Annotated in this window: 23 protein-coding genes and 1 tRNA gene; 17 read left to right on the top strand and 7 right to left on the bottom strand. The window is 65.4% G+C overall.

All coding sequences use genetic code 11. The annotated features are described in order from the left end of the window. The first annotated feature begins 989 nt into the window (after positions 1-989). The 7 genes from ACIOU8_RS01485 to ACIOU8_RS01455 all read left to right on the top strand — a co-directional run bounded on the left by ACIOU8_RS01485 (position 990) and on the right by ACIOU8_RS01455 (position 4,596). Positions 990-1,448 carry a hypothetical protein gene (locus ACIOU8_RS01485; RefSeq protein WP_400785129.1) on the top strand — a complete coding sequence of 153 codons (459 nt, stop codon included), beginning with the start codon at positions 990-992 and terminating at the stop codon, positions 1,446-1,448. Continuing rightward, positions 1,445-1,858 (top strand): hypothetical protein, encoded by a 414-nt coding sequence (locus tag ACIOU8_RS01480; RefSeq protein WP_400785127.1) that lies wholly within the window; start codon positions 1,445-1,447, stop codon positions 1,856-1,858. The genes ACIOU8_RS01485 and ACIOU8_RS01480 overlap by 4 nt, the downstream gene beginning before the upstream one ends. Before the next feature lie 63 nt (positions 1,859-1,921). Continuing rightward, on the top strand, positions 1,922-2,272 hold the full coding sequence (locus ACIOU8_RS01475; protein ID WP_400785125.1) for a hypothetical protein: 351 nt from the start codon (positions 1,922-1,924) through the stop codon (positions 2,270-2,272). A gap of 129 nt (positions 2,273-2,401) precedes the next feature. Beyond that, positions 2,402-2,548 (top strand): hypothetical protein, encoded by a 147-nt coding sequence (locus ACIOU8_RS01470; protein WP_400785123.1) that lies wholly within the window; start codon positions 2,402-2,404, stop codon positions 2,546-2,548. A 39-nt stretch (positions 2,549-2,587) separates the two neighbouring features. Then, positions 2,588-3,247, top strand: coding sequence for a recombinase family protein (locus tag ACIOU8_RS01465; RefSeq protein ID WP_400785121.1), 660 nt, complete (start codon positions 2,588-2,590; stop codon positions 3,245-3,247). Positions 3,248-3,310: 63 nt separating this feature from the next. Continuing rightward, on the top strand, positions 3,311-3,469 hold the full coding sequence (locus ACIOU8_RS01460) for a helix-turn-helix transcriptional regulator (RefSeq protein WP_400785119.1): 159 nt from the start codon (positions 3,311-3,313) through the stop codon (positions 3,467-3,469). Continuing rightward, positions 3,466-4,596, top strand: coding sequence for a tyrosine-type recombinase/integrase (locus ACIOU8_RS01455; RefSeq protein WP_400785117.1), 1,131 nt, complete (start codon positions 3,466-3,468; stop codon positions 4,594-4,596). Before ACIOU8_RS01460 ends, ACIOU8_RS01455 begins: the two co-directional genes overlap by 4 nt. Before the next feature lie 19 nt (positions 4,597-4,615). Here ACIOU8_RS01455 and ACIOU8_RS01450 read toward each other — a convergent pair. Then, positions 4,616-4,688: transfer RNA gene (locus ACIOU8_RS01450), tRNA-Val, on the bottom strand. A gap of 153 nt (positions 4,689-4,841) precedes the next feature. On the opposite strand from ACIOU8_RS01450, the gene aceE reads away from it, so the two are divergent. The 6 genes from aceE (at position 4,842) to ACIOU8_RS01420 (ending at position 12,476) form a co-directional block, all read left to right on the top strand. Next, complete coding sequence (aceE, locus tag ACIOU8_RS01445; protein WP_400785115.1) at positions 4,842-7,568, top strand: pyruvate dehydrogenase (acetyl-transferring), homodimeric type; 2,727 nt, start codon at positions 4,842-4,844, stop codon at positions 7,566-7,568. Positions 7,569-7,599: 31 nt separating this feature from the next. Further along, positions 7,600-8,805 (top strand): PucR family transcriptional regulator, encoded by a 1,206-nt coding sequence (locus ACIOU8_RS01440; RefSeq protein WP_400785113.1) that lies wholly within the window; start codon positions 7,600-7,602, stop codon positions 8,803-8,805. Between the two features lie 106 nt (positions 8,806-8,911). Next, complete coding sequence (locus ACIOU8_RS01435) at positions 8,912-9,832, top strand: ACP S-malonyltransferase (protein WP_400785111.1); 921 nt, start codon at positions 8,912-8,914, stop codon at positions 9,830-9,832. Continuing rightward, positions 9,829-10,830, top strand: coding sequence for a beta-ketoacyl-ACP synthase III (locus ACIOU8_RS01430; protein ID WP_400785109.1), 1,002 nt, complete (start codon positions 9,829-9,831; stop codon positions 10,828-10,830). Before ACIOU8_RS01435 ends, ACIOU8_RS01430 begins: the two co-directional genes overlap by 4 nt. 68 nt (positions 10,831-10,898) lie before the next feature. Further along, complete coding sequence (locus ACIOU8_RS01425; protein ID WP_017202249.1) at positions 10,899-11,147, top strand: acyl carrier protein; 249 nt, start codon at positions 10,899-10,901, stop codon at positions 11,145-11,147. Positions 11,148-11,237: 90 nt separating this feature from the next. Beyond that, a complete protein-coding gene (locus tag ACIOU8_RS01420) occupies positions 11,238-12,476 on the top strand; it encodes a beta-ketoacyl-[acyl-carrier-protein] synthase family protein (RefSeq protein ID WP_400785107.1) in 1,239 nt (412 codons plus the stop codon). Positions 12,477-12,538: 62 nt separating this feature from the next. On the opposite strand, the gene ACIOU8_RS01415 is transcribed toward ACIOU8_RS01420, so the two are convergent. Further along, positions 12,539-13,204, bottom strand: a complete 666-nt coding sequence (locus ACIOU8_RS01415) for a YitT family protein (protein WP_400785105.1) — start codon at positions 13,202-13,204, stop codon at positions 12,539-12,541. Positions 13,205-13,299: 95 nt separating this feature from the next. On the opposite strand from ACIOU8_RS01415, the gene ACIOU8_RS01410 reads away from it, so the two are divergent. Beyond that, the gene (locus ACIOU8_RS01410) at positions 13,300-14,703 is read left to right on the top strand and encodes a PLP-dependent aminotransferase family protein (RefSeq protein ID WP_400785103.1); all 1,404 of its coding nucleotides are present in this window, start codon (positions 13,300-13,302) and stop codon (positions 14,701-14,703) included. Between the two features lie 136 nt (positions 14,704-14,839). Here ACIOU8_RS01410 and ACIOU8_RS01405 read toward each other — a convergent pair whose 3' ends face one another. Then, positions 14,840-15,343 (bottom strand): DUF3145 domain-containing protein, encoded by a 504-nt coding sequence (locus tag ACIOU8_RS01405; protein ID WP_042537526.1) that lies wholly within the window; start codon positions 15,341-15,343, stop codon positions 14,840-14,842. Between the two features lie 188 nt (positions 15,344-15,531). Further along, the gene (locus tag ACIOU8_RS01400) at positions 15,532-16,305 is read right to left on the bottom strand and encodes a hypothetical protein (RefSeq protein ID WP_400785101.1); all 774 of its coding nucleotides are present in this window, start codon (positions 16,303-16,305) and stop codon (positions 15,532-15,534) included. 176 nt (positions 16,306-16,481) lie between these two features. On the opposite strand from ACIOU8_RS01400, the gene ACIOU8_RS01395 reads away from it, so the two are divergent. From ACIOU8_RS01395 to ACIOU8_RS01385, 3 genes are all read left to right on the top strand, one after another. Next, positions 16,482-18,485: a DUF262 domain-containing protein gene (locus tag ACIOU8_RS01395; protein ID WP_400785099.1), complete on the top strand. Its 2,004-nt coding sequence runs from the start codon at positions 16,482-16,484 to the stop codon at positions 18,483-18,485. A gap of 1 nt (position 18,486) precedes the next feature. After that, the gene (locus ACIOU8_RS01390; protein ID WP_400785097.1) at positions 18,487-19,734 is read left to right on the top strand and encodes an alpha/beta fold hydrolase; all 1,248 of its coding nucleotides are present in this window, start codon (positions 18,487-18,489) and stop codon (positions 19,732-19,734) included. 64 nt (positions 19,735-19,798) lie between these two features. Then, positions 19,799-20,080: a hypothetical protein gene (locus ACIOU8_RS01385; RefSeq protein WP_400785095.1), complete on the top strand. Its 282-nt coding sequence runs from the start codon at positions 19,799-19,801 to the stop codon at positions 20,078-20,080. A gap of 91 nt (positions 20,081-20,171) precedes the next feature. Here the strand turns inward: ACIOU8_RS01385 and ACIOU8_RS01380 are convergent, their stop codons facing one another. The 3 genes from ACIOU8_RS01380 to glgA form a co-directional block, all read right to left on the bottom strand. Beyond that, entirely contained in the window at positions 20,172-20,429 is a 258-nt protein-coding gene (locus ACIOU8_RS01380) for a type B 50S ribosomal protein L31 (protein ID WP_201469959.1), read from the bottom strand. A 91-nt stretch (positions 20,430-20,520) separates the two neighbouring features. Further along, on the bottom strand, positions 20,521-21,306 hold the full coding sequence (locus ACIOU8_RS01375; RefSeq protein WP_400785093.1) for an ABC transporter ATP-binding protein: 786 nt from the start codon (positions 21,304-21,306) through the stop codon (positions 20,521-20,523). Positions 21,307-21,323: 17 nt separating this feature from the next. Next, entirely contained in the window at positions 21,324-22,508 is a 1,185-nt protein-coding gene (gene glgA / locus ACIOU8_RS01370; protein ID WP_400785091.1) for a glycogen synthase, read from the bottom strand. Positions 22,509-22,525 lie beyond the last annotated feature (17 nt).

Below are 22,525 nucleotides of genomic sequence, written 5' to 3'. Positions count from 1 at the left end.
ACCGCGAGGTGCTACTCAACAGACCGCTGCCGCTGTGCCGACTGCCGAGCGGGGAACGCTGAACGCACAGCCGCTTATCGACGAGGCGAACGTGCACCCCGTCGCGAGTTCGCTCATGGCCTGTATGGCTTCAACGTAAAGAAATGCAGGTGTGAAATTTGCGCCGCAGCGGGACGAGAGAAGCAAGATCGGCAAAATGCGGCTCGGCGCGAGAAGCGCAGGCAAGCCCGCAACGCAGCCAAAGGCTAAAACAAGAAGATGCACGCCGGGGACTTTGAGACGAGACCCGGCGTGCATTCGTGTGGTTACTAGCCAATTCAATTGTACACCGCTTATCGAGAACAATTCTCATATAGAGCATTTCTTTACAAATTTGCTTCACGGGCGTATATGCAGGTATGTCCGAGCGATAGTAAAGACATCGGCTGATGCGAGAGCCTTGAAACTTCGTGTAACTGTTACTAGCAGGTTCCTTCAGGTCATTACTGCCTAACTAATTGACCGCCAGTCAAAATGCTCCTTGCTGGCAGGAGTCACCTTCTCCATGCATGATCCATCACAGCTGTGGGCCTGGAGGAGTCGATACTAAGCGTTTGTCCCTTGAGGGTAAGCGCTACTTGTGTTGAGTCGATCCGATATTGATGTGTTTTGGTTCGGGGGTTCTTTGGGGAGGGGTTACATAATCCACTTCTCTACCCTCCTCTAAAGCTCATCACCTCTCTTGCAGAAGTAAAAAATAGCATTGGAATAATCTTCTCAAAATACTTTCACTAAAACACGCATTTTGAGACCTCCAAACCTTCTAGCGCACGATAGTAGAGGTACGGGTGGGGAACATCGAATTAACCACCCGCCACCTTAGTTGGGGTGGGGGTGGGTGATCTCCTTGGGTATCGAGGGTCACCCACCCCAATGAATACAAGGGACGCAGGGCATTGGGTAGAAACCACACAGTAAAGGGACACCCCCAGATTCACCGTATCGACTCGATGCTGGACGACGGTGTTCCCATCGCCACAATCGCTAGGGACATGGCGCTCGCAAATTCGACACTTGCCAGGTACGCATCTCTCAGAAAGAGCGATCTTGTGAAGATCGTGGACGACGAACCAGGAGTAACCGATGTCCTGTCTCGACTTGTGGAAGCTGCCGACCACGCACGTCTCATCCGTCGGCAGGTGAAGGTAGCGGGGTCGCCAGTCGCACAGTCAAGGGCGATCAAGGGCGAAGCAGAAATCCTCTCCAAGTTGCTCACTGAACTCGGCATTGACGACATCAGCATCAGCAAGTTTCTCGAAGAAGCTCAGGCGCTGGTCTCAGCACTCAAGGTCTTCTTCCGCAGCTATCCCGACTCAGCCGCCGACCTTCTCGACGTGTTTAAGCAGACCCCCGAACTCAGCCAACTCGCAAGCGCGCTTGGTGCGCGCGGAATCGGAAAGAACAGATGACGACTCAAACCCAGGAAGTAACGCTGACGGTACTCCGCTCAGGGTTCACAATCCCATTCGACAACTTCAGTTCGAGAGCCGCGTACCGGGGAGAACTAGTCACCCTGAACGCCGAGCAGGTGGCAGGGACTGAGGATCGTTATGGCGTCAGTTGGCTGTCGATGACTGAAGAAGAGCAGCTCGCCCGATGGGGTCACGTCAACTTCGCACTCGGGGACCAGCGTGAGGCCGAGTGCATCAAGTTTGTTGGCGAAGACGATCTCGCACAGATCGCTCTGGCACGGGAACGAGCAGTGAAGCACGCAGATCAGATTTCAGACCCCAATGAGCGACGAGCCGCGCACACAGCCATCAGGGAACGCTTTGGCGCTCCACAGAGCACGCAGCGCACCTTGCAGAGCTGGGAATGACCATGGCTCTCCGTACAGCCCGCAGCACCCCTGACCAACGTCAGGCCCTTGTGAAGCTCCGCGATGACCTCGCAGAGGCCGTGGAGAGCCTTCCGGGGCGATTCTGGCTTACCCACGAACAAAGCCAGGCATACGCCACCGTGCTCAAACATCTTCAGCGGTGGGCCGGATACGAATCAGATCAGAAAGTTGAAAATCATGATGGGTGACGATGCCGCGAGGGATGCTCTGTACATGGCAAAAATCCGCGCCAACCTTGCGAACCAGAACTCTGAATCAGTGAAGGCCCAGACGGCGAACGCCCCTAAGAGGTGGTCTGAAGCCCAGGAAGCCGAACTCGTGCAGAAGCTTCACGGCGACGCTGAAGCCCGCATCCAGAAGCTCATCGAGGACGCCAACAACGGCAACCTCTGAATGATCTTCCCGTGTCGGTCCTAGGACGCCGCACGGGACCGGCCCTTGATCCCGGCCACCCAATGCCCCGCTCCCTCTTCCTCCATTTAAGAGAGCGGGGCATCGGTGTCTCTAAGGGAGAATCAGAGCATGGACCTCGACAGCCTCCGCCGATCCGCAGACGGCATCGCCGCAGTCATCGCGGATATCGACGCGGGAAGGCTCGACGCATCTGCCGACCAGAGGGCGTACCTAGCTGGTGTGCTCGACACGCTGGAAGCTCTCGTCGACAGCTGACGCTGTACATAGAGGGAACCCTTTGTGTATGGTTGAGGTATGACCAAGCCTCTCGCACTCGCGTATGTTCGCGTCTCCTCCCTTATGCAGGTAGAGGAGGGTGCATCACTCGACGCTCAAGAAGCCACCTTGCGCGAGGAAGCCACACGGCGCGGCTGGGCTGTCGAGATCGTGCGCGAGGAAGGCAAGTCAGCCAAGAGCCTCAGAGGCCGCGACAAACTCACCGGGGCCCTGGAGCGGCTTGACCGTGGCGAGGCTCAGTTCCTCCTCTCTGTGCGCCTGGACCGGGTGTCCCGCTCAGTGGCGGACTTCGCTTCTCTGATCGACCGGGCACGCCGCAAGCACTGGGGCATTGTGCTTCTCTCCCCCAATCTCGACCTCTCTGACCCCTCAGGCGAGTTCGTCGCCAACGTCTTGGCTTCAGCCGCCCAGTATGAGCGTCGGCTGATCAGTGTCCGCACCCGCGAAGGCATGGCGCAGCGGAAGGCTGAGGGCGTCACGTTCGGGCGTGAGGTTGCAAGCGACTTCCTGCCGACCTATGAGCGCGTCCTGACCATGCACGGCGCCGGGGAGAGCCTGAACGCAATCGCACGCACGCTCAACCAGGAGGGCGTACCCACGGCAAAGGGTGGCCAGTGGTACCCCTCGACGGTGCGCGCCATGGTCACCAGCCAGACAGCGAAAGCTCTCTCACAATGAGTTCTCCAATTTCTTGGGTTTCCGTGCTTCAGAGGCGTATAGGCAGGAATGGAACCAAATCTCATGACCTCGACTGACGTGGCAAAGCTTCTCCGCGTGTCCATGCCGACCCTCTCGCGCTGGCGCTCCTCGCGCACCGGCCCGCCCTTCATCAACCTCAACGGCATCCCCCGCTATCGGGAGTCCGATGTCTACGCCTGGATCAAGGAGAAGCGCTCATGACAGTTTCGAGAATCGTCAACGCTGACGGATCGATCAGTTACCGCGCCCGCGTCAAGAGTGGTCGCAGCGTAGTCGCATCCAAGACCTTTCGTCGGAAGGGCGATGCCGACACCTGGCATGACGCACAGAAGCGTGCTCTGAGCCTTGGGGAGTTCGTAGACCCGCGCGCCGGTATGGAATCCGTCGGCTCAGCCCTTGAGCGGTGGGTACAGACCCGCACGGGCACTGTGGCGAGCAAGACGCTGGACACTGAAAAGCACGCCCTTAAGCACGTTCCTGTGGCTCTGAGGAACCGCCCTCTGAGCGCCATCCGCGCAACCGACCTGGAAGCGCTCTACGCGCAGATGATGCGGACGCTGAACCGGTCTACCGTCATCCGCTTCCGGCAAGTCATCAGCCCCTTCTTCTCGTGGGCCGTGGCTCAGAAGCTGATCGCGAAGAATCCCGCTGTCGAGTCCAAGGTGCCACGCGGCACGGGGCAGGACACCAAGCGGGAGATTTTCCCATTTTCCCTTGCAGAGCTTCGCGCTGTGCATGCCGATCTCGTCAACCACACGTCGCGTGAGAACGCAGACATTGCATTGGTACTGGGCCTGACGGGACTGAGGTGGGGCGAGCTTGCTGCACTCCGCGTTCGTGATGTGCAGGAACTTCCCTATCCGGCCTTGCGGGTGTCGCGGTCTAAGCCAGACGGTCAGCCGGTGCGCACCGTAACCAAGGGTGGGAAGCCGCGCACTGTGCCCCTCACTGAAGAAGTAGCAGCGATCATCCTTGCGGCAACCAAGGGCAGGACTCCGGATGCGCTGGTGTTCCCTTCCGCGTCAGGGAGCGCGCGCAGCAACAACAACTGGAAGCGCGACAGCCATTGGAAGGATCACGCCCGTGGACGCAGAGTCCAAGACCTGAGGCACACAGCCGCCACCCTGTGGCTTCAGAACGGTGTAGACCTCAAGACCGTTCAGGCATGGCTGGGGCACAGCACAGCAAAGCTCACAGCCGACACCTACGCCCACTACATGGGAAGCGATGCTGACACAGCCGCAGTCGCACGAATGAACGCTGTACTGGCTCAGCCGGAGGACGCCGGGGGGACGCTCAAGAAGTTGTCCACAGGTGCTGAACGCTGAGTTCCCAGTGTTCTCTAGGTGGGCCCTGCCGGGATCGAACCGACGACATCCACGGTGTAAACGTGGCGCTCTACCAGCTGAGCTAAAGGCCCTGGTGCGTCCAGTCTACAGATGACCCGATGCGCACCGATGTCGTTGAAGGGGGATAGGCTGAGGGCGGCACGCGTTGTGTACAACCGACAAGGTTGCCCGCGTCGCTTCCCGTTTCAATGGCATGACCTGCCAGCTTGACGAAAGGCTCCCCCGTGACTGTGCACGACCAGGATCCGTATTCCCAGGGCCCCCTCGACAGCGATCCGGAGGAGACGGGCGAGTGGCAGCAGTCTCTCGACGAGCTCGTCGACGCGAAGGGCCACGGCCGTGGTCGCGAGATCATGCTCAGCCTGCTCAAGCGCTCGAAGGAGCTGCACCTGGGTGTGCCGATGGTCCCGACCACGGACTACATCAACACGATCGCCTCTGAGAACGAGCCCGAGTTCCCGGGTGACGAAGAGGTCGAGCGCCGGTACCGCGCATGGATCCGCTGGAACGCGGCCATCACGGTGCACCGCGCGCAGCGCCCCGGCATCGGTGTCGGCGGTCACATCTCGACCTACGCGTCGTCGGCCGCCCTCTACGAGGTGGGCTTCAACCACTTCTTCAAGGGTCTCGACAACCCGGGCGGCGGAGACCAGATCTTCGTCCAGGGCCACGCCTCCCCCGGAACCTACGCTCGCTCCTACCTCGAAGGACGTCTGAGCGAGGACCAGCTCGACGGATTCCGCCAGGAGAAATCGCACGCGCCGTACGGCATCCCCTCGTACCCGCACCCGCGCCTGATGCCGGAGTACTGGCAGTTCCCGACCGTGTCCATGGGTCTCGGTCCGATCAACGCCATCTATCAGGCGATGTCGAACAAGTACCTCGAGAACCGCGGCATCAAGGACACCTCCGAGTCTCACGTCTGGGCCTTCCTCGGCGACGGTGAGATGGACGAGGTCGAGAGCCGCGGTCAGCTGCAGGTCGCAGCCAACGAGGGCCTCGACAACCTCACGTTCATCGTCAACTGCAACCTGCAGCGCCTCGACGGCCCTGTGCGCGGCAACGGCAAGATCGTCCAGGAGCTCGAGTCGTTCTTCCGCGGCGCCGGCTGGAACGTCATCAAGGTCGTCTGGGGCCGCGAGTGGGACGACCTGCTCGCCCGCGACACCGAGGGCGCTCTGCTCAACCTGATGAACGTCACCCCCGACGGCGACTACCAGACCTACAAGGCCGAGTCCGGCGCGTACGTCCGCGAGCACTTCTTCGGCCGCGACGAGCGCGCGGCTGCCCTCGTCAAGGACTACTCCGACGACGACATCTGGAACCTCAAGCGCGGTGGGCACGACTACCGCAAGGTCTACGCCGCGTTCAAGGCCGCGACCGAGCACAAGGGCAAGCCCACCGTCATCCTCGCCAAGACCGTCAAGGGCTACGGCCTGGGTCCGCACTTCGAGGGCCGCAACGCGACCCACCAGATGAAGAAGATGACGCTGGACAACCTCAAGACGTTCCGTGACGCGATGCACATCCCGATCACGGATGCGCAGCTCGAGGAGAACCCGTACCTGCCCCCGTACTACAACCCGGGCCCCCAGGACGAGACGATCCAGTACATGCTCGAGCGTCGCAACGCCCTCGGCGGGTTCCTGCCGGAGCGTCGCTCGACGCACGTCGGCCTGTCGCTCCCCGACGACGCGGCCTACGCGCTGCCCAAGAAGGGCTCTGGCACGCAGGAGATCGCCACGACGATGGCTTTCGTCCGTCTGCTGAAGGACCTGCTGCGCTCGAAGGACTTCGGCCACCGCATCGTGCCGATCATCCCCGACGAGGCTCGCACCTTCGGAATGGACGCGTACTTCCCTTCGGCGAAGATCTACAACCCGAACGGCCAGCACTACACCTCGGTCGACCGTGAGCTCCTCCTCGCCTACAAGGAGAGCCCGCAGGGTCAGATCGTGCACGTCGGCATCAACGAGGCCGGCGCTCTCGCCGCGTTCACCGCGGCAGGCACCTCGTATGCCACGCACGGCGAGCCGCTGATCCCGGTCTACCTCTTCTACTCGATGTTCGGATTCCAGCGCACGGGTGACGCACAGTGGGCCGCCGGCGATCAGATGGCCCGCGGGTTCATCATGGGAGCCACGGCCGGCCGCACCACCCTCACGGGTGAGGGCCTGCAGCACGCCGACGGCCACTCGCATCTGCTCGCGGCCACCAACCCGGCGACGGTCTCGTACGACCCGGCCTACGGCTACGAGATCGCGCACATCATGCGCTCGGGTCTCGAGCGCATGTACGGCGGAAACCACGAAGACCCGAACGTCATGTACTACATCACGCTCTACAACGAGCCGATGGTGATGCCCGCAGAGCCGGAGAATGTCGACGTCGATGGCATCGTGCGCGGCATCCACCGCGTGTCGGTCGGCGAGGGCGATGGCCCCCGCGCCCAGCTCTTCGCGTCGGGTGTCGGACTCCCCTGGGCCCTCGAGGCGCAGGAGCTGCTGAAGAACGACTGGGGCGTGATCGCCGATGTCTGGTCGGTCACCTCCTGGACCGAGCTGCGCCGCGACGGTCTCGCCGCCGACGAGCACAACTTCCTCTACCCCGAAGAAGAGCCCCGCACCGCGTACCTCACGCAGAAGCTGCAGGGCGCTGAGGGTCCGGTCGTCGCCGTGAGTGATTTCATGCACGCCGTGCAGGACCAGATCCGTCCGTGGGTCCCGCAGCGTTTCGCCACGCTGGGCGCCGACGGCTTCGGCTTCTCCGACACGCGTGCGGCCGCCCGCCGCTTCTTCAAGATCGACGGTCCGTCGATCGTCGTCCGCACGCTGCAGTCGCTCGCCGAAGACGGGGTCGTCGACCGTTCTCTCGCCGCGCAGGCCATCCAGAAGTACAGCCTGCACGACGTGAACGCCGGCACCAGCGGCAACGCGGGCGGCGAAAGCTGAGCCATCGGTGACGGGTTCCTCTTCGCGCGGCATGGACAAGTCCGCCACGCTCACCTGGCTGCGCCGGATCTCGGGCGACATCGCCTCGGTGACCATCAAGCGCCTCGAGGACACCCTCCCGTGGTACGCCGACATGCCACCAGCCCGCCGCTCTGCGGTCGGGCTGGTGGCTCAAGCGGGCATCACGTCGTTCATCCAGTGGTACGAGGATCCGACGTCGACCCCGTGGATCGCCGCTGACATCTTCGCCGCAGCACCCCGTGAGCTGCTGCGCAGCGTCAGTCTGCAGCAGACTCTCCAGCTCATCAGGGTCACCGTCGAGGTGACGGAAGAGCGCGTCGCCGGAAGAGATGCAGACCTCCGAGAGGCGATCCTGCTCTACTCACGCGATGTGGCCTTCGCCGCGGCCGACGTCTACGCCAGAGCCGCTGAGGCTCGCGGCCTGTGGGACGCCAGGCTCGAGGCGCTCGTCGTCGATTCCATCCTCACCGGCGAAGCAGACGAAGAACTGCCGAGCCGGATCGCCGCCCTCGGCTGGCACGGTCATGGAGAGGTGGCTGTGCTGGTCGGCACGACGCCCCCGCAGTTCGACGTCGATCTCGTGCGTCGCACGGCGCGCAAGCTCGCGGTCGACGTGCTCATCGGAGTGCAGGGATCCCGACTCGTGCTGGTGATCGGACGCGCGCGTATCGCAGGCCAGGAGCCTACCGAAGGCGAAGAGGAAGAACTCGGTTTCGAAGAGATCGCCTCGCGTCTCGAGCCCTCGTTCGGCCCCGGCTACGTCGTACTCGGCCCCGCGGTCGCCGCGCTCGTCGACGCGAGTCAGAGTGCACGGGCAGCCCTCGCAGGTTTCGCCGTCGCCCGCGCCTGGCGCAGCGCTCCCCGGCCGGTCGACGCAGACGACCTTCTCCCCGAGCGTGCCCTCGCGGGCGATCCGCTCGCCAAGCAGACACTGATCGAGCGCATCTACCGGCCGTTGCAGGCGCACTCCACGGATCTGGTGACCACCCTCTGGAGCTACCTCGACAACGGTCGTTCGCTCGAGGCGACCGCCCGAGAGCTGTTCGTGCACCCCAATACGGTCCGCTATCGCCTGAAGCGCGTCAGCGAGGTGATCGGCTGGGACGCCACGGGTCCGCGCGAGGCTCTGATCCTGCAGACCGCGCTCATTCTCGGCTCGATCGGCGCCGCAGAGCAGGTCCGCCGTCGGGCTCCCCTGCGTCGTCCGTCGCGCTGATCGGCAGCCTCACACACCGATCAGCTGTACGCCACACACAAGGGTTTTCTCGAATCTTGTGATGGATCATCCACCACTCTGCGCAGATCGTTGGCAGACTGGGGTTGTGATTGTCGTCGTATGCCCTGGACAGGGCTCGCAGACCCCCGGTTTCCTCTCCCCCTGGCTCGAGCTCGACGGTGTGGCAGACAGCCTCGCCGCGTTCTCTGAGGCGGCAGAGGTCGACCTCCAGCAGCACGGCACGGTGTCGGATGCCGACACGATCCGCGACACGCGCATCGCTCAGCCTCTGATCGTCGCGGCTTCCCTGATCGCGGCCGACGCGCTCACCGAGCGTGCCGGTCGCCGAGCCGGCGGTGTCGCGGGGCACTCGGTCGGCGAGATCGCCGCGCTCGTGAGCAGCGGGGTGATCGACGCCGAGACCGGCATGCGATTGGTGGGGATCCGAGGCCGCGCGATGGCCGATGCTGCGGCACAGACCCCCACAGGCATGAGCGCCGTACTGGGCGGCGATGAAGAGACCGTCCTCACGCGTCTCACCGAACTCGGGCTCTCCCCCGCGAACTACAACGGCGGCGGCCAGATCGTGGTCGCCGGCGAGCTCGCAGGGCTCGACGCCCTCGCCTCCGAGCCGGTCAAGGGCACGCGCGTCATCCCGCTGCAGGTGGCCGGCGCGTTCCACACGTCGTACATGACATCGGCCGTCACGGTCCTGCGCGACGCGGTCGCGACGGTGGCTCCGGCCGACCCCGAGATCACGCTGTGGTCCAACCGCGACGGATCCGTCGTCACCGATGGAACGCTGGCCCTGAGCCACCTCGTCGACCAGGTGTCGTCCCCCGTGCGCTGGGACCTCTGCATGGCCTCGTTCGTCGATCACGGCATCACCGGCCTGATCGAGCTCGCGCCTGCCGGCGCGCTCACGGGTCTCGCCAAGCGCGGCCTGCGCGGTATCCCATCCGTGGCCGTGAAGACCCCCGAAGATCTCGATGCGGCCGTCGCGCTGCTGAACGGAGAAGCCGCATGAGCCCCATCCTGAACCAGATCACCGGCCCCGCCTACACGCGGATCTACTCGTTCGGTGCTGCACGCGGCGAGAACGCCGTGCCGAACGACGACCTGATCGGACCGATCGACTCGAGCGACGAGTGGATCCGTCAGCGCACCGGCATCGTGACCCGCGTGCGGGCAGACAAGGGCACGGATGCCATCGACCTCGCCACGGTCGCCGGCGTCGAGGCCATCGAGAAGTCCGGCATCCCCGCCGACCAGGTCGACCTGGTGATCGTCGCCACCATCAGCAACCCGAAGCAGTCACCGTCCGTCTCGGCGATCGTGGCCGACCGCGTGGGCGCGAACCCTGCCGCCGCCTACGACGTCAACGCGGCCTGCGCCGGCTACGCCTACGCGATCACCCAGGCAGATGCGCTGATCAGGTCGGGTGCGGCTCGATACGCCCTCGTGATCGGCACCGAGAAGCTGTCTGACGTCGTCGACCCGGCCGACCGGAGCATCTCGTTCCTGCTCGGCGACGGCGCAGGAGCAGCCCTCATCGGTCCGAGCGACACGCCGGGTATCGCCCCCGCGGTGTGGGGATCCGACGGTTCGAAGGCCGATGCAGTCGGCATGAACGCGACGCTCACCGAATTCCGCGACGGCGAGGCGCCGTGGCCGACCCTGCGCCAGGAGGGTCAGACGGTGTTCCGCTGGGCCGTCTGGGAGATGGCGAAGGTCGCCCGTGAGGCACTCGACAAGGCCGGTGTCGAGCCGACCGACATCGCCGCGTTCATCCCGCACCAGGCGAACATGCGCATCATCGACGAGTTCGCCAAGCAGCTGAAGCTGCCGGAGTCGACGGTGATCGCGCGCGACATCGAGACCACCGGCAACACCTCGGCGGCATCCATCCCGCTCGCGAGCCACCGTCTGATGGCCGAGCATCCCGAGCTCTCAGGCGGTCTCGCCCTGCAGATCGGCTTCGGCGCCGGACTCGTGTTCGCCGCTCAGGTCGTCGTCCTCCCCTGAGAACGCGCAGACTTTCCCTAGACTGTTCCACGGTTCCGAATACAACCCGTTAGAAAGAGGAAGACCACATGGCTTTCACCAACGATGAGGTCCTCGCAGGCCTCGCAGAGCTCATCACCGACGAGACCGGCATCAACGCATCCGAGGTCGCCCTCGAGAAGTCGTTCACCGACGACCTCGACATCGACTCGATCTCGATGATGACGATCGTCGTCAACGCAGAAGAGAAGTTCGGCGTCACGATTCCCGACGACGAGGTCAAGAACCTCAAGACCGTCGGCGACGCTGTCAACTTCATCGTCGCAGGCCAGGAGTAATCCTCGAAGGATGCCACCCCCGCACAGTCGGGGCGTGGCATCCTCCGCCTTGCCCGCCCTCTGCTCGACCCGCCCGACAAGGAACCACACATGACCAAGCGCATCGTCGTCACCGGCATCGGCGCCACGTCCGCCATCGGCGGGACAGCTCCCGAGAACTGGACCAACCTGCTCGCAGGCAGATCCGGCACCCGCCCCCTCGAGCACGACTGGGTGCAGCAGTACGAACTGCCCGTGACTTTCGCCGCCGAGGCGATCGTCCGCCCCGAAGAGGTCCTGCCCCGCCACGAGGCCAAGCGGCTCGACCCCTCCTCGCAGTTCGCGCTCATCGCGGCACGCGAGGCCTGGGCGGATGCCGGTTCTCCTGAGGTCGCTCCCGAGCGCCTCGGAGTCGACTTCGCCACGGGCATCGGCGGCCTCTGGACCCTTCTCGACGCGTGGGACACCCTCCGTGAGAAGGGCCCCCGCCGAGTGATGCCCCTCACCGTCCCGATGCTGATGCCGAACGCCGCCGCCGGCAACCTGTCGCTGCAGTTCCAGGCTCGCGCCTACGCGCAGACCGTCGTCAGCGCCTGCGCCTCCAGCACCGAGTCGATCATTCACGCTTTCCACCACCTGCAGGACGGCCTTGCCGACGTCGTGATCGCCGGTGGCACCGAATCTGCCATCCACCCGATCACGATGGCGTCGTTCGCCTCAGCCCAGGCCCTGTCGCGCCGCAACGACGACCCGCACACCGCGTCGCGTCCCGGCGCCATCGACCGAGACGGCTTCGTCATGGGCGAGGGCGCAGCCGCACTCATCCTCGAGACCGAGGAGCACGCCACGGCACGCGGCGCCAAGATCTACGGCTATGTGCTCGGCGGTGGCGTCACAGCTGACGCATACCACATCACGGGCAACGACCCCGAGGGCACCGGCGCCGCACGCGCCGTCACGCAGGCGCTCGACGAGGCCGGCATCACCGCTGACCAGGTCGCGCACATCAACGCGCACGCGACGTCGACGCCCGTGGGCGATCCCAACGAGTACGTCGCGCTCAAGAAGGTCTTCGGCGACCGGATCGATGAGATCCCCGTCTCGGCCACCAAGGCGTCGACCGGCCATCTGCTCGGCGGCACGGGAGCTCTCGAGGCGATCTTCGCCCTGCTCGCGCTCCGTGACCGCGTCGCCCCACCGACCATCAACATGACCGAACCAGACCCGGCCGTGCCGTTCCGCCTCTCCGGCGAGGCACAGCCCCTGGGCGACGGCCAGCTGTACGCGATCAGCAACTCGTTCGGCTTCGGCGGCCACAACGCCGTCGCCGTCTTCGCGAGCGCCGACTGACGCGCAGCGATGACGGCGAGCGGCCCCCGGGTATCCCGGGGGCCGCTCTTGTCTACGCAGGTCTAGCGTGGGGTCGTCTGCGCGAGCTGCTGTGATCTCGCCGCACGGATGCGAGTGGTCCACGGCAGGAACCAGCCGACGAGGGGTCCCACGCCGAAGGCGAAGAGCACGGTTCCGACGCCCACAGGCCCACCGAGCAGGAAGCCGACCAGCAGGACGCTCCCCTCGATGAGTGTGCGCACGAGCCATACGGGCCAACCCGTGCGCCCCACGAGGCCCGTCATCAGGCCGTCCCGTGGACCCGGGCCGAAGTCCGCCGCGATGTAGAGCCCGGTGGCGAAGGCGAGCAGCAGCAGTCCCGCCACGAACATCCCAGCGCCGACCCAGATCGACGCCGGCACGGGAATCACCACGAGGGCCAGGTCGGCGCTGGGCCCGACGAACAGCGCGTTGAGCAGGGTGCCGAGCCCGACGCGCTGCCGCAGCGGAATCCACAGCAGCAGCACGAGCACCGAGACCAGCACGGTGACAACCCCGTATCCGATCCCCGTCTGCCCGGAGACGCCGAGAGCGAGGACGTCCCACGGCGCGACACCGATGCCGGCGCGCACCATGAGGCCGAGGGCGACGCCGTAGAGGAACAACCCCACGAGCAGCTGCACGATGCGCTCGACGACATCACGTCGACTGGTGGCGCTGATCGGGAGGAAGACGGAACGAAGCTGCATCTCTCCATGCTGGCCCAGTCGTCCATCGGCTCTACGAGACCACTCAGCGAGAAGTGGCCTGTATTCTTCAGGCCACTTTGCGGCATGCTGGAGTCATGACCTCACGGCTCGTCCAGCAGCTCGGCGCGCACAACGTCGCCGGCGCCACGGCCAAGGCTCTCGCGGAGCATGTCCGCGCGCTGATCCTCGACGGCCGACTCACCGTGGGCGAGCGGCTGCCGAGCGAGCGAGCTCTCGCTCTCGAGCTGCGACGCTCCCGCTCCACGACGACCCGCGTCTACGACCTCCTCGAGGGCGACGGCTATGTCTCACGCCTGCACGGGGGCGGCACCCGCGTCACTCTGCCGCACACCGCCACCTCCGCAGTCGGCGCCCCAGACGAGTCGGCGATCGACCTGTCGATCGCGTCGATGGATTCGACTCCGGGGCTGTATGACGCGACGGTCCGCTCACTCCCTCGACTCGCGGCCATGCGCGGCACCAGCGGTTACTCGCTGCGAGGCCTTCCCGAGTTGCGTGAGGCTGTGGCGCAGCGCTTCACCGAGCGGGGAGTGCCGACGGATGCCGACGAGATCATGATCACGTCGGGCGCGCTCAACGCGTTCAACCTGGTCCTCGCCACCATCGGCCGACGGGGAGAGCGCGCACTCGTCGAGCAGCCCACCTTTCCGCACGCACTCGAAGCGCTCTACCGGCACGGCTATCGGCTGCTGCCGACTCCGGTCGACGTCTCCGGATGGGATGAGCGCCATCTCACCGACACGCTGCTGCACGAACGCCCCCACCTGGCGTACCTCATCCCCGACTTCCACAACCCCACCGGGGCGACGCTCTCGGATGCCGGGCGGTCGCGCATCGCCGCGACGGCCCGCAGCGTCGGGACGCACCTGATCGTCGATGAGACGACCGCGGAGCTCGACATCGACCGAGGCTGGACCCCGCTTCCGTTCTCGGCGTTCAGCCCGCAGATCATCACCGTGGGCTCGATGTCGAAGATCGCCTGGGGCGGCATGCGCATCGGCTGGATCCGCGCCGACCGCTCGGTGATGACGCGTCTGCTCGCCACCCGTCCCTCGTTCGAGCTCGGCACCGCGCTACTCGAGCAGTGCATCGCCGTCGAGCTGCTGCAGGAGATGTCGGCGCTCACCGCGCATGTCGCGACACGCCTGCACGCCGGTCGCGAGGCTGTGGCGTCGGCGCTCGGATCGTTCGAGGCCATATCGATGCCGCAGACGAGTGGCGGTCTCTCGGCCTGGCTCGACCTCGGTGCCCCCGTATCGACCGCTCTCTCGCTGGCCGCCCGCGAGCACGGGCTGATCCTCCCGCCCGGGCCACGGTTCTCCACGGGCGGCGTGCTCGAGAGGCGCCTGCGGATCCCGATCACCCTGCCACCGGAGCGCACCGCCGAAGCGATGGATCGGCTCCGCCTCGCCTGGGACGACGTCATGAAGGGGACCACGACGGCCGGAGCAGAGATGCATCGCTCGGCCGTCATCTGACAGACGAAGACCCCGTCCCTGATGTCCGGGACGGAGTCTTCATCATGTGTGGAACGGGAATACGTCTTCTCAGCGTCCGGGATCGCTCACCGGCATCCGATACTCACGCCTTCCCGTTCCAGGCCTGTGGGTCCGGCTAGCCGACCTTGTGCAGCCACACCACACGAGCGTCGTCGCTCGCATGCCGGAACGGCTCCAGCTCTTCGTCCCAGGCAGACCCCAGGGCGATGTCGAGCTCTCGCTGCAACTCGGTCGCGCTCCCGGCGGCGATCTCCATCGCATAGCGGATGCGGTCCTCGCCCACGACGATGTTGCCCGCAGCATCCGTCTGGGCGTAATGGATGCCGAGGTCGGGCGTGTGCAGCCAACGACCGCCGTCGCTGCGGGGGGTCGGATCCTCGGTGACCTCGAAGCGGAGATGCTCCCAGCCCCGGATGGCGGTCGCGAGGGCAGCACCCGTGCCTACGGGGCCGTCCCAGTAGAACTCGGCGCGACGTGCGCCGTCGAGCACCGGCTGATCGCTCCAGTCGAAGTTCACTGCGCGACCGATAGCGCGTCCGACCGCCCATTCGAGGTGCGGGCAGAGCGCGCGAGGTGCAGAGTGGATGAACACCACTCCGCGTGCGTAAGCCGTCGCCATGATCTCTCCGTTTCATCAGGTGCGTCTTCCCCAACGACCTGAAACAACGAGAACTGGCGTGAATATGCGGTTGTGGGGCTATTCTCGCCCAGACCAGGCGAAATAACAAGCATGTGATTCACACGACGAAGGCCCCGGTCACAGAACCGGGGCCTTCAGACCGTGAACGGCCGTGGATCAGACGAGGATCACGCCTCGCTCATGGCCTGCTTGACCTGCTGACCCTTCGCGGCGTAGTACGCGGCGCGGGCTGCGTCGCGACGAGCCTGCTCGGCGTACCCGGCCTCGCGCACGTCCTGCGGGACTTCGACGTTGGGAACGTCGTCGGTGCCGTTGTACTTCTCGATGTAGGCGTCGAGCTCCGGGCCAGACGTCCACGACGTGATGAGGCAGTAGCGAGGCTCGGTGCCCACGTGGGTCGCCGCGTGCCAGAGACGCTGCGTGTCGACGATGAGCTGAGCGCCTGCAGGCAGGGCGATGCGGTACTCGATGCTCGGGTCGGTGCGGTTCTCGCGCAGGACGAAGAAGCTGTCCTTGTCGTCGCTGAGGTTGAAGAAGCCACGCACGACCCAGCCGGTGCCGTCGGGGTTCAGCCGGTTGTTGTCATCCTGGTGGAGGTTGTAGAGGCACTCGCCGTACGGGGTCGGCTGCAGCTCGATCACGCGGCAGCGACCGACGTTTGCACCGGGTTCCTGCGCACGACGCGTCAGGTTCGGAGCCTTCGCGGTCTGCGAGTCGATCCAGACGCCGTCCTTGTCAGTGCGCGGCGGCTTGTGGTTCCAGAAGCCGTTGCACTCGATCTCGCCCTTGGCGCTGGCGAGCGGTGCGAAGCGGGTGTCGCCCGACGACTTCCAGTCGTTGTACTCGATGTCGAGCCACTCCTTGGGGTCGAGCTCCTGGTTGTAGCTGTCGAGAACGACGAAGCCCTTGTCTTCGAGGGCTTTGGACTTGATGTATCCCATGATCTGAACCAGATCCTTTCATCGGGGGCCAGCACGTTTTAACAGGCCCTGATAAGGCAAGCCTAACAGGGCGCCTCTGGAGCGCCGCAGAGGGTCGCCGTGAATAAGCGAATAGACTGAATCGGGCGCCTGGCGACTCCTCGGCGCCGGGCGTTACGGGAGGACGAGACACCAGCATGAGCACTGCGACCAACGTCGAGGCGACAGCTGTCAACACGATCGAGTGGCTCGCAGAGGACTCCACCACCATCGTCGTGCCGGTGTACCAGCGTCAGTACCGGTGGGATATCGGCGGCTGCGAGCAGCTGCTCTCCGACGTCCGTGCGGTCGCCCGCAATGACTCCTCGCATCGTCACTTCATCGGGTCGATCCTCTCGGCTGCCGACGACAGCGAGGCCGACACCGACCTCGTGCTGATCGACGGTCAGCAGCGCATCACGACGTTGATGCTGCTGGTCGCAGCACTCCGGCACGCGGTTCAGGACTCCGATCCCGTGCTCGCCGCCGACCTCGACCGAGTGCTCGTGCGCCCGGATGACCCGACGCGCACCAAGCTGCGCCCGCACGACGCGTGGGCCGAGCTGTACGAATCCGTGGTGCTCGAGCGCGATGTCCAGGCAGAGCGCGAGTCGCGGTTCGATGACAACTACGCGTTCTTCCGCAGTCAGGTGCACGCCGACGAGGCGCCTCAGATCTGGGCGGGGCTGAAGAAGCTCGAGCACGTCTCGATCACCCTCGGCACCGCCGCCAACGCGCAGCAGATCTTCGAGAGTCTGAACTCCACTGGCGAGCCGCTGCGCGATCACGAGCTCATCCACAACTACATGCTGATGGGACTCACCCACGCAGAGCAGCTCGACGTCGAGGCGCGGTTCTGGCTGCCGATCGAGCAGCACACCGGCGAGACCATCGGAGCGTTCTGGCGTCACTATCTCGTGATGACGACCGGTCGTGAGGTCGCAGCCAACGGCGAGCACGGTGTCTACAGCGCGTTCCGACAGTCCTTCCCCCGCGTCGACCTCGATCACCTGCAGGCGGATGCCGAGGTCTGGCGACACTATGCCGAGATCTACGGCATCCTGCTCGATCCCTCGCTCGAGAAGGACCCCCAGATCGCGAGGCAGCTGCGATACGTGAACACCTTCGGGCGCGCCTCGTATCCGCTGGTCCTCAGCGTCTACAGCGATCACTCCCGGGGAGTCGTCGGTCGCGACGAACTCATCGAGACGCTGGAGTGGATCCAGACGATGTATCTCCGCCGCACGCTCGTGAACCTGCCGAATGAGCGGCTGGTCGCGAGACTCTGTCGAGCCAGGGCGAACGGCCGAGAGGCTCTGGCACGCGCGTTCGCCCGGATCACGCCGTCGGACGAGCGCGTCAGCGCCGTTCTGAAATACAGCGAGCTGCCGCATGCGGCCTACGTCCTCGGGCGGATCGAGCGGGTCGACGACCCGGACCACTTCGATGTGGAGCACATCGTGCCCACCGTCCCCAGCGACAGCTGGTCGGGCGACGGCCTGCGCTCATGGATCGACTACTCGGACGACGAGCGCAACGCGCATCGCGCTCTCGCCCCGACGCTCGGCAACCTCACCCTGCTCGAGCAGTCGCTCGCGGAGCGGGTCTTCGGAGAGTCGTACTCCGTGAAACGCGACGCGGCGTACGCCCGCAGCTCCGTCCCAGAGACCAGGGCTCTCGCAGACACGGAGACGTGGGGAACGGCAGCCATCTCGCAGCGCACGATCCGGCTCACCTCCGATCTGCTGAGGATCTGGGCCCGCCCCGCGCTGCCCGAGATCGATGATGACGGGCTCACCCCCATCCTCGATGCGGTGCGCCGACGCGGCTGGCCTGCCGGATGGGAGCGTGAGTTCGAGTACGTCGAGTACCGCGGAGAGCGTTGGGAGGTCTTCGACGTCAAGCATCTCTTCAACCGCGTCTTCCGTCGCGCGTGGACCGACACCCGCGACGCCGCCGTGTCGTACTGCGCCGTGCACGGCGGTCCGATCTATGAATCGATGGCCTGGAAGGGCCAATGGGATCAGCTCGACGCGACACACCATCTCTACATGGGCTGGGATTCGAACTACATGATGAATGCAGTGCAGGGCGTGCTTCACGAGGCGGACATCGCCTCGGAGGTCTTCGTCAAGTACTCCTACATCGGGAATGTGATGTGACATGACGACGACCATCCGCCGCCTCCTCGATCTGACCGTCGAAGAGCACACTCTGACCGTCCCGCTCGTATGGGGAGATGCGGCCGACACCCGTACGATCGACATCTTCGCGCGGGTCGTCACACGTGAAGGTGGCGAGCGGCTCCCCTACCTGGTCTTCCTGCAGGGCGGTCCTGGGCACGAGGCCCCGCGGCCCTTCCATGCCTCGTCCTCCCCCGCCTGGCTCGATGAGGCGCTCGCACACTATCGGGTCGTGCTGCTCGACCAGCGCGGCACCGGGCTCTCGACGCCGGTCGGCGACGCCGATCTCGAGCGCGGCTCCGCCGAGATCGCCGAGTACCTCACACATCTGCGCGCCGACTCGATCGTCCGCGACTGCGAGGCGATGCGCGAGCACCTCGCTGCGGAGACGTGGAGTGTGCTCGGCCAGTCCTTCGGCGGATTCACGACCCTGGCCTACCTGTCGACCGACGCGGACTCGCTCGCCGATGTCTTCATCACGGGCGGGCTCAGCACCGTGAACCGGCACCCCGACGAGGTCTACGCGCTCTGCTACGACAAGATGCGCTCCGCCTCAGAACGCTATTACCGCCGGTTCCCCGAGCACCGGGAGGTCATGCGTCGTCTGGTCGATCGGGCCTCGGCCGGCGACATCGTGCTGCCAGACGGCGAAGTGGTCTCGCCATCACGACTGCGTTCCGTAGGTTCGGCGCTCGGCACGAACGACGGATGGCAGACCGTGTGGTCGCTGCTCGAGCGCGACCCTGCGTCGAACGCCTTCCGCCACGATCTGATGCACGCGATGCCGTACGGCGGTCGCAACCCGCTCTACTTCGCGTTCCACGAATCGAGCTACGCGAGCGGGCACGCCACACGCTGGTCGGCGGAGCGTACGGAGCCCCAGGACTTCCGCGATGACGTCACCCTGTTCACCGGTGAGCACATCCGTCGCGAGTGGACCGAGACGGTGCCGGCATTCCAGCCGTGGCGAGACGTCACGCTCGCGCTGGCCGACTTCGAGTGGCCCCGGATCTACAACGAGGTGGCGATCGCCACCTCGGGCGCGACGGGTGCCGCTGCCGTGTACGTGAACGACGTCTACGTGCCGATGGAGTTCTCACTAGAGACCGCTCGGCTGCTCCCGGGTGTCGAGCTGTGGGTCACGAGCGAGCATGAACACAACGGCGTGCGTTCGGGCCCCGTCCTGACGCACCTCATCGACCTCGCACACGCGCGGCGCATCCGCTGAGACCCCCCACGGAATCCTCCTGCAGACGGATGCCGGGACATGCGGACCCGCATAGCCTGGACCCATGGCCGATGCACTCGGAATGCTCCTCACGATCGCGATCCTCCTCGTCGTCGTGATCGCGGTCGTCGTGGTGATCGTGGCCCTGTACGCGAAGGCGCCGCTCGAGAAGAAGTACGAGAGCGCAGGCGGCGGACTGGGAGGGTCGTTCGAAGCGGTCTGGATGCCGTCGGCGCACGAGGCCGGGATGGAACGAGACCGTCAGACGAAGCGCACGGCTCCCGCGCCCTCCCCCGGTGACCCGCCGAGCAGGATCGACGGCGAACGCATCGTCATCGACATCTGACCCCGAGGACATCTGACCCCGAGCGCGACCCGGATGGGACGACGAAGGCCCCGTGTTCCGAGGAACACGGGGCCTTCGAACGCGGTGGTCGTTACTTGGTCGATCCGCCGAAGCCCTTGAAGCGCTGGTTGAACTTCTCGACGCGGCCGGCCGAGTCCATGATGCGCTGCTTGCCCGTGTAGAACGGGTGCGATGCCGACGAGATCTCGACGTCGATGACGGGGTACTCGACGCCGTCGAGCTCGATCGTCTTGTCGCTCGAGACAGTCGAACGGGTGAGGAACGTCTCGCCCGAGCCGAGGTCGCGGAACACGACTGCCTTGTACACGGGGTGAATGTCAGTCTTCATGGGATTCCTTAGTTGCTGCCCTGGATTGTGCCAGGGACGAGGGAAGTCTGCGGTGCAGAGAGCACCAAGGATCGATTCTATCAGATCCGCGTCAGGATGCCGCGCGTGCCGCATAGCGGCCGTCTTCGCTGCTGAGCACGATCGGCATGCCGAAGGTCTCTGTCAGACTGTCGGCGGTCAGGGTCTCGGCGATCGGCCCGGCCGCCACGATGCGCCCTTCGCGCATCAGCAGCACGTGCGTGAACCCGACCGGAATCTCCTCGACGTGATGCGTGACCATCAGCATCGCGGGTGTCGTCGGCGACGAGGCGTAACCGCTCAGGAGCGCGAGCAGCTCCTCGCGCGAGCCCAGGTCGAGAGACGCGGTCGGCTCGTCGAGCAGCAGCAGCTCGGGGTCGGTCATCACGGCACGGGCGATCTGCACGCGCTTCTGCTCGCCATCGCTCAGGGTCCCGAAGGTGCGATCGGCAAGGTGGTCGAGGCGCCAGTCGCCGAGCACACGCAGCGCACGGCGCTCGTCGATGTCCTCGTAGTTCTCGTTCCAGCGCCCCGTGACGGAGTACGCCGCGGTGAGCACGGTATTCAGCACCGTCTCTTCGCGAGGCACGCGCTTCGCCATGGCGGAGGACGCGAATCCGATGCGTGGCCGCAGTTCGAAGACGTCCGTTCGCCCGAGGGTCTCCCCCAGCACCGTGACGGCTCCGGAGGTCGGATGCATCAGCGTGTCGGCCAGCTGGAGCAGTGTGGTCTTGCCTGCGCCGTTGGGTCCGAGAATCACCCACCGCTGATCATCGTCGACCTGCCAGGTCACGTGATCGATGATGTCGCGCCCCTCGCGGCGCACGACGACGTCGGTGAATTCCAGGGCGATCGACATGATTCCAGCCTATCGGCTCAGGCGGTCAGCTCCGCGTACAGCGCGCGCGTGGTGTCGGCGATCGCATCCCAACTGAATTCTTCGCGCGCGCGGTCTCGACCGGCCGCGCCGTAGGCACGAGCCTGCTCCGGATCGGATGTCACCTCGGTGAGCACGTTCGCGAGGTCGGCGACATACCGCTCGGGGTCGACCGGCGTCCCGGTGCCGTCCTGGAGCTGCTCGATCGGCACCAGGCGCCCGGTGACTCCGTCGTCCACGACCTCGGGGATACCGCCAGTGGCAGTACCGACGACAGCGGCCCCGCACGCCATGGCCTCGAGGTTCACGATGCCCAGCGGTTCATACACCGACGGGCACACGAACGTCGTCGCCGCCGTGAGGATAGCCGAGAGCTCGTCGCGCGGCAGCATCCGATCGATCCAGATGACTCCCCCGCGGGTCTGCTGCAGAAGTCGCACGCCCTCCTGCACCTCCGCCATGATCTCGGGAGTGTCAGGCGCCCCGGCGCAGAGGATCAGCTGGACTTCCGGCGGCAGCAGCCGAGCGGCCTGCAGCAGGTAGGGCAGCCCCTTCTGGCGGGTGATCCGGCCGACGAACACGACGGACGGTCGGGTCGGGTCCATGCCGACCGACTCGAGGAACGCGGGGTTCTGCACCGGGCGCCACCGTTCGACGTCGATCCCGTTGTGGATCACACGCACTCGGGCCGGGTCGACGGAGGGATAGCTGCGCAAGATGTCCTCGCGCATGCCGGCGCTCACCGCGATCACCGCCGCCGCGTTCTCGTAGGCGAGCTTCTCGATTCCACTCGACACCGCGTACCCGCCACCGAGCTGCTCGGCCTTCCACGGACGCAGGGGCTCGAGACTGTGCGCGGTGAGCACGTGAGGGATACCGTGCAGCTGCGAGGCGAGGTGTCCGGCGAAGTTCGCGTACCAGGTGTGGCTGTGCACGAGATCGGCGTCGGAGATCGCCGCCACGATCTCGAGATCGGTGCCGAGCGTCTGCAGAGCCGCATTGGCCGAGGCCAGTTCTGAGGGTGCCTGATAGGAGAAAGTACCGGCCTCGTCCCGAGGAGAACCGAAGGCTCTCACCTGTACATCGATATTCTGCCGCAGGGCTGTGACGAGCTCCGCGACGTGCACACCGGCACCTCCGTAGATCTCCGGCGGGTATTCCTTCGTGATCATCTCGACGCGCATGTCTAGACGGTAGTGAC

Source organism: Microbacterium sp. NPDC087589 (genome assembly GCF_044743635.1).
Lineage (GTDB): Bacteria > Actinomycetota > Actinomycetes > Actinomycetales > Microbacteriaceae > Microbacterium.
This window is presented reverse-complemented; position numbering and strand designations above follow the sequence as displayed.

What these genes read in the sequence shown, in the direction of transcription:
- ACIOU8_RS01485 (WP_400785129.1), top strand. Translation starts at nt 990, where the DNA reads ATGCTGGACGACGGTGTTCCCATCGCCACAATCGCTAGGGACATGGCG.
- ACIOU8_RS01480 (WP_400785127.1), top strand. Translation starts at nt 1,445, where the DNA reads ATGACGACTCAAACCCAGGAAGTAACGCTGACGGTACTCCGCTCAGGG.
- ACIOU8_RS01475 (WP_400785125.1), top strand. Translation starts at nt 1,922, where the DNA reads ATGACCTCGCAGAGGCCGTGGAGAGCCTTCCGGGGCGATTCTGGCTTA.
- ACIOU8_RS01470 (WP_400785123.1), top strand. Translation starts at nt 2,402, where the DNA reads ATGGACCTCGACAGCCTCCGCCGATCCGCAGACGGCATCGCCGCAGTC.
- ACIOU8_RS01465 (WP_400785121.1), top strand. Translation starts at nt 2,588, where the DNA reads ATGACCAAGCCTCTCGCACTCGCGTATGTTCGCGTCTCCTCCCTTATG.
- ACIOU8_RS01460 (WP_400785119.1), top strand. Translation starts at nt 3,311, where the DNA reads ATGACCTCGACTGACGTGGCAAAGCTTCTCCGCGTGTCCATGCCGACC.
- ACIOU8_RS01455 (WP_400785117.1), top strand. Translation starts at nt 3,466, where the DNA reads ATGACAGTTTCGAGAATCGTCAACGCTGACGGATCGATCAGTTACCGC.
- ACIOU8_RS01440 (WP_400785113.1), top strand. Translation starts at nt 7,600, where the DNA reads ATGGACAAGTCCGCCACGCTCACCTGGCTGCGCCGGATCTCGGGCGAC.
- ACIOU8_RS01430 (WP_400785109.1), top strand. Translation starts at nt 9,829, where the DNA reads ATGAGCCCCATCCTGAACCAGATCACCGGCCCCGCCTACACGCGGATC.
- ACIOU8_RS01425 (WP_017202249.1), top strand. Translation starts at nt 10,899, where the DNA reads ATGGCTTTCACCAACGATGAGGTCCTCGCAGGCCTCGCAGAGCTCATC.
- ACIOU8_RS01420 (WP_400785107.1), top strand. Translation starts at nt 11,238, where the DNA reads ATGACCAAGCGCATCGTCGTCACCGGCATCGGCGCCACGTCCGCCATC.
- ACIOU8_RS01415 (WP_400785105.1), bottom strand. Translation starts at nt 13,204, where the DNA reads ATGCAGCTTCGTTCCGTCTTCCTCCCGATCAGCGCCACCAGTCGACGT.
- ACIOU8_RS01410 (WP_400785103.1), top strand. Translation starts at nt 13,300, where the DNA reads ATGACCTCACGGCTCGTCCAGCAGCTCGGCGCGCACAACGTCGCCGGC.
- ACIOU8_RS01405 (WP_042537526.1), bottom strand. Translation starts at nt 15,343, where the DNA reads ATGGCGACGGCTTACGCACGCGGAGTGGTGTTCATCCACTCTGCACCT.
- ACIOU8_RS01400 (WP_400785101.1), bottom strand. Translation starts at nt 16,305, where the DNA reads ATGGGATACATCAAGTCCAAAGCCCTCGAAGACAAGGGCTTCGTCGTT.
- ACIOU8_RS01395 (WP_400785099.1), top strand. Translation starts at nt 16,482, where the DNA reads ATGAGCACTGCGACCAACGTCGAGGCGACAGCTGTCAACACGATCGAG.
- ACIOU8_RS01390 (WP_400785097.1), top strand. Translation starts at nt 18,487, where the DNA reads ATGACGACGACCATCCGCCGCCTCCTCGATCTGACCGTCGAAGAGCAC.
- ACIOU8_RS01385 (WP_400785095.1), top strand. Translation starts at nt 19,799, where the DNA reads ATGGCCGATGCACTCGGAATGCTCCTCACGATCGCGATCCTCCTCGTC.
- ACIOU8_RS01380 (WP_201469959.1), bottom strand. Translation starts at nt 20,429, where the DNA reads ATGAAGACTGACATTCACCCCGTGTACAAGGCAGTCGTGTTCCGCGAC.
- ACIOU8_RS01375 (WP_400785093.1), bottom strand. Translation starts at nt 21,306, where the DNA reads ATGTCGATCGCCCTGGAATTCACCGACGTCGTCGTGCGCCGCGAGGGG.
- glgA (WP_400785091.1), bottom strand. Translation starts at nt 22,508, where the DNA reads ATGCGCGTCGAGATGATCACGAAGGAATACCCGCCGGAGATCTACGGA.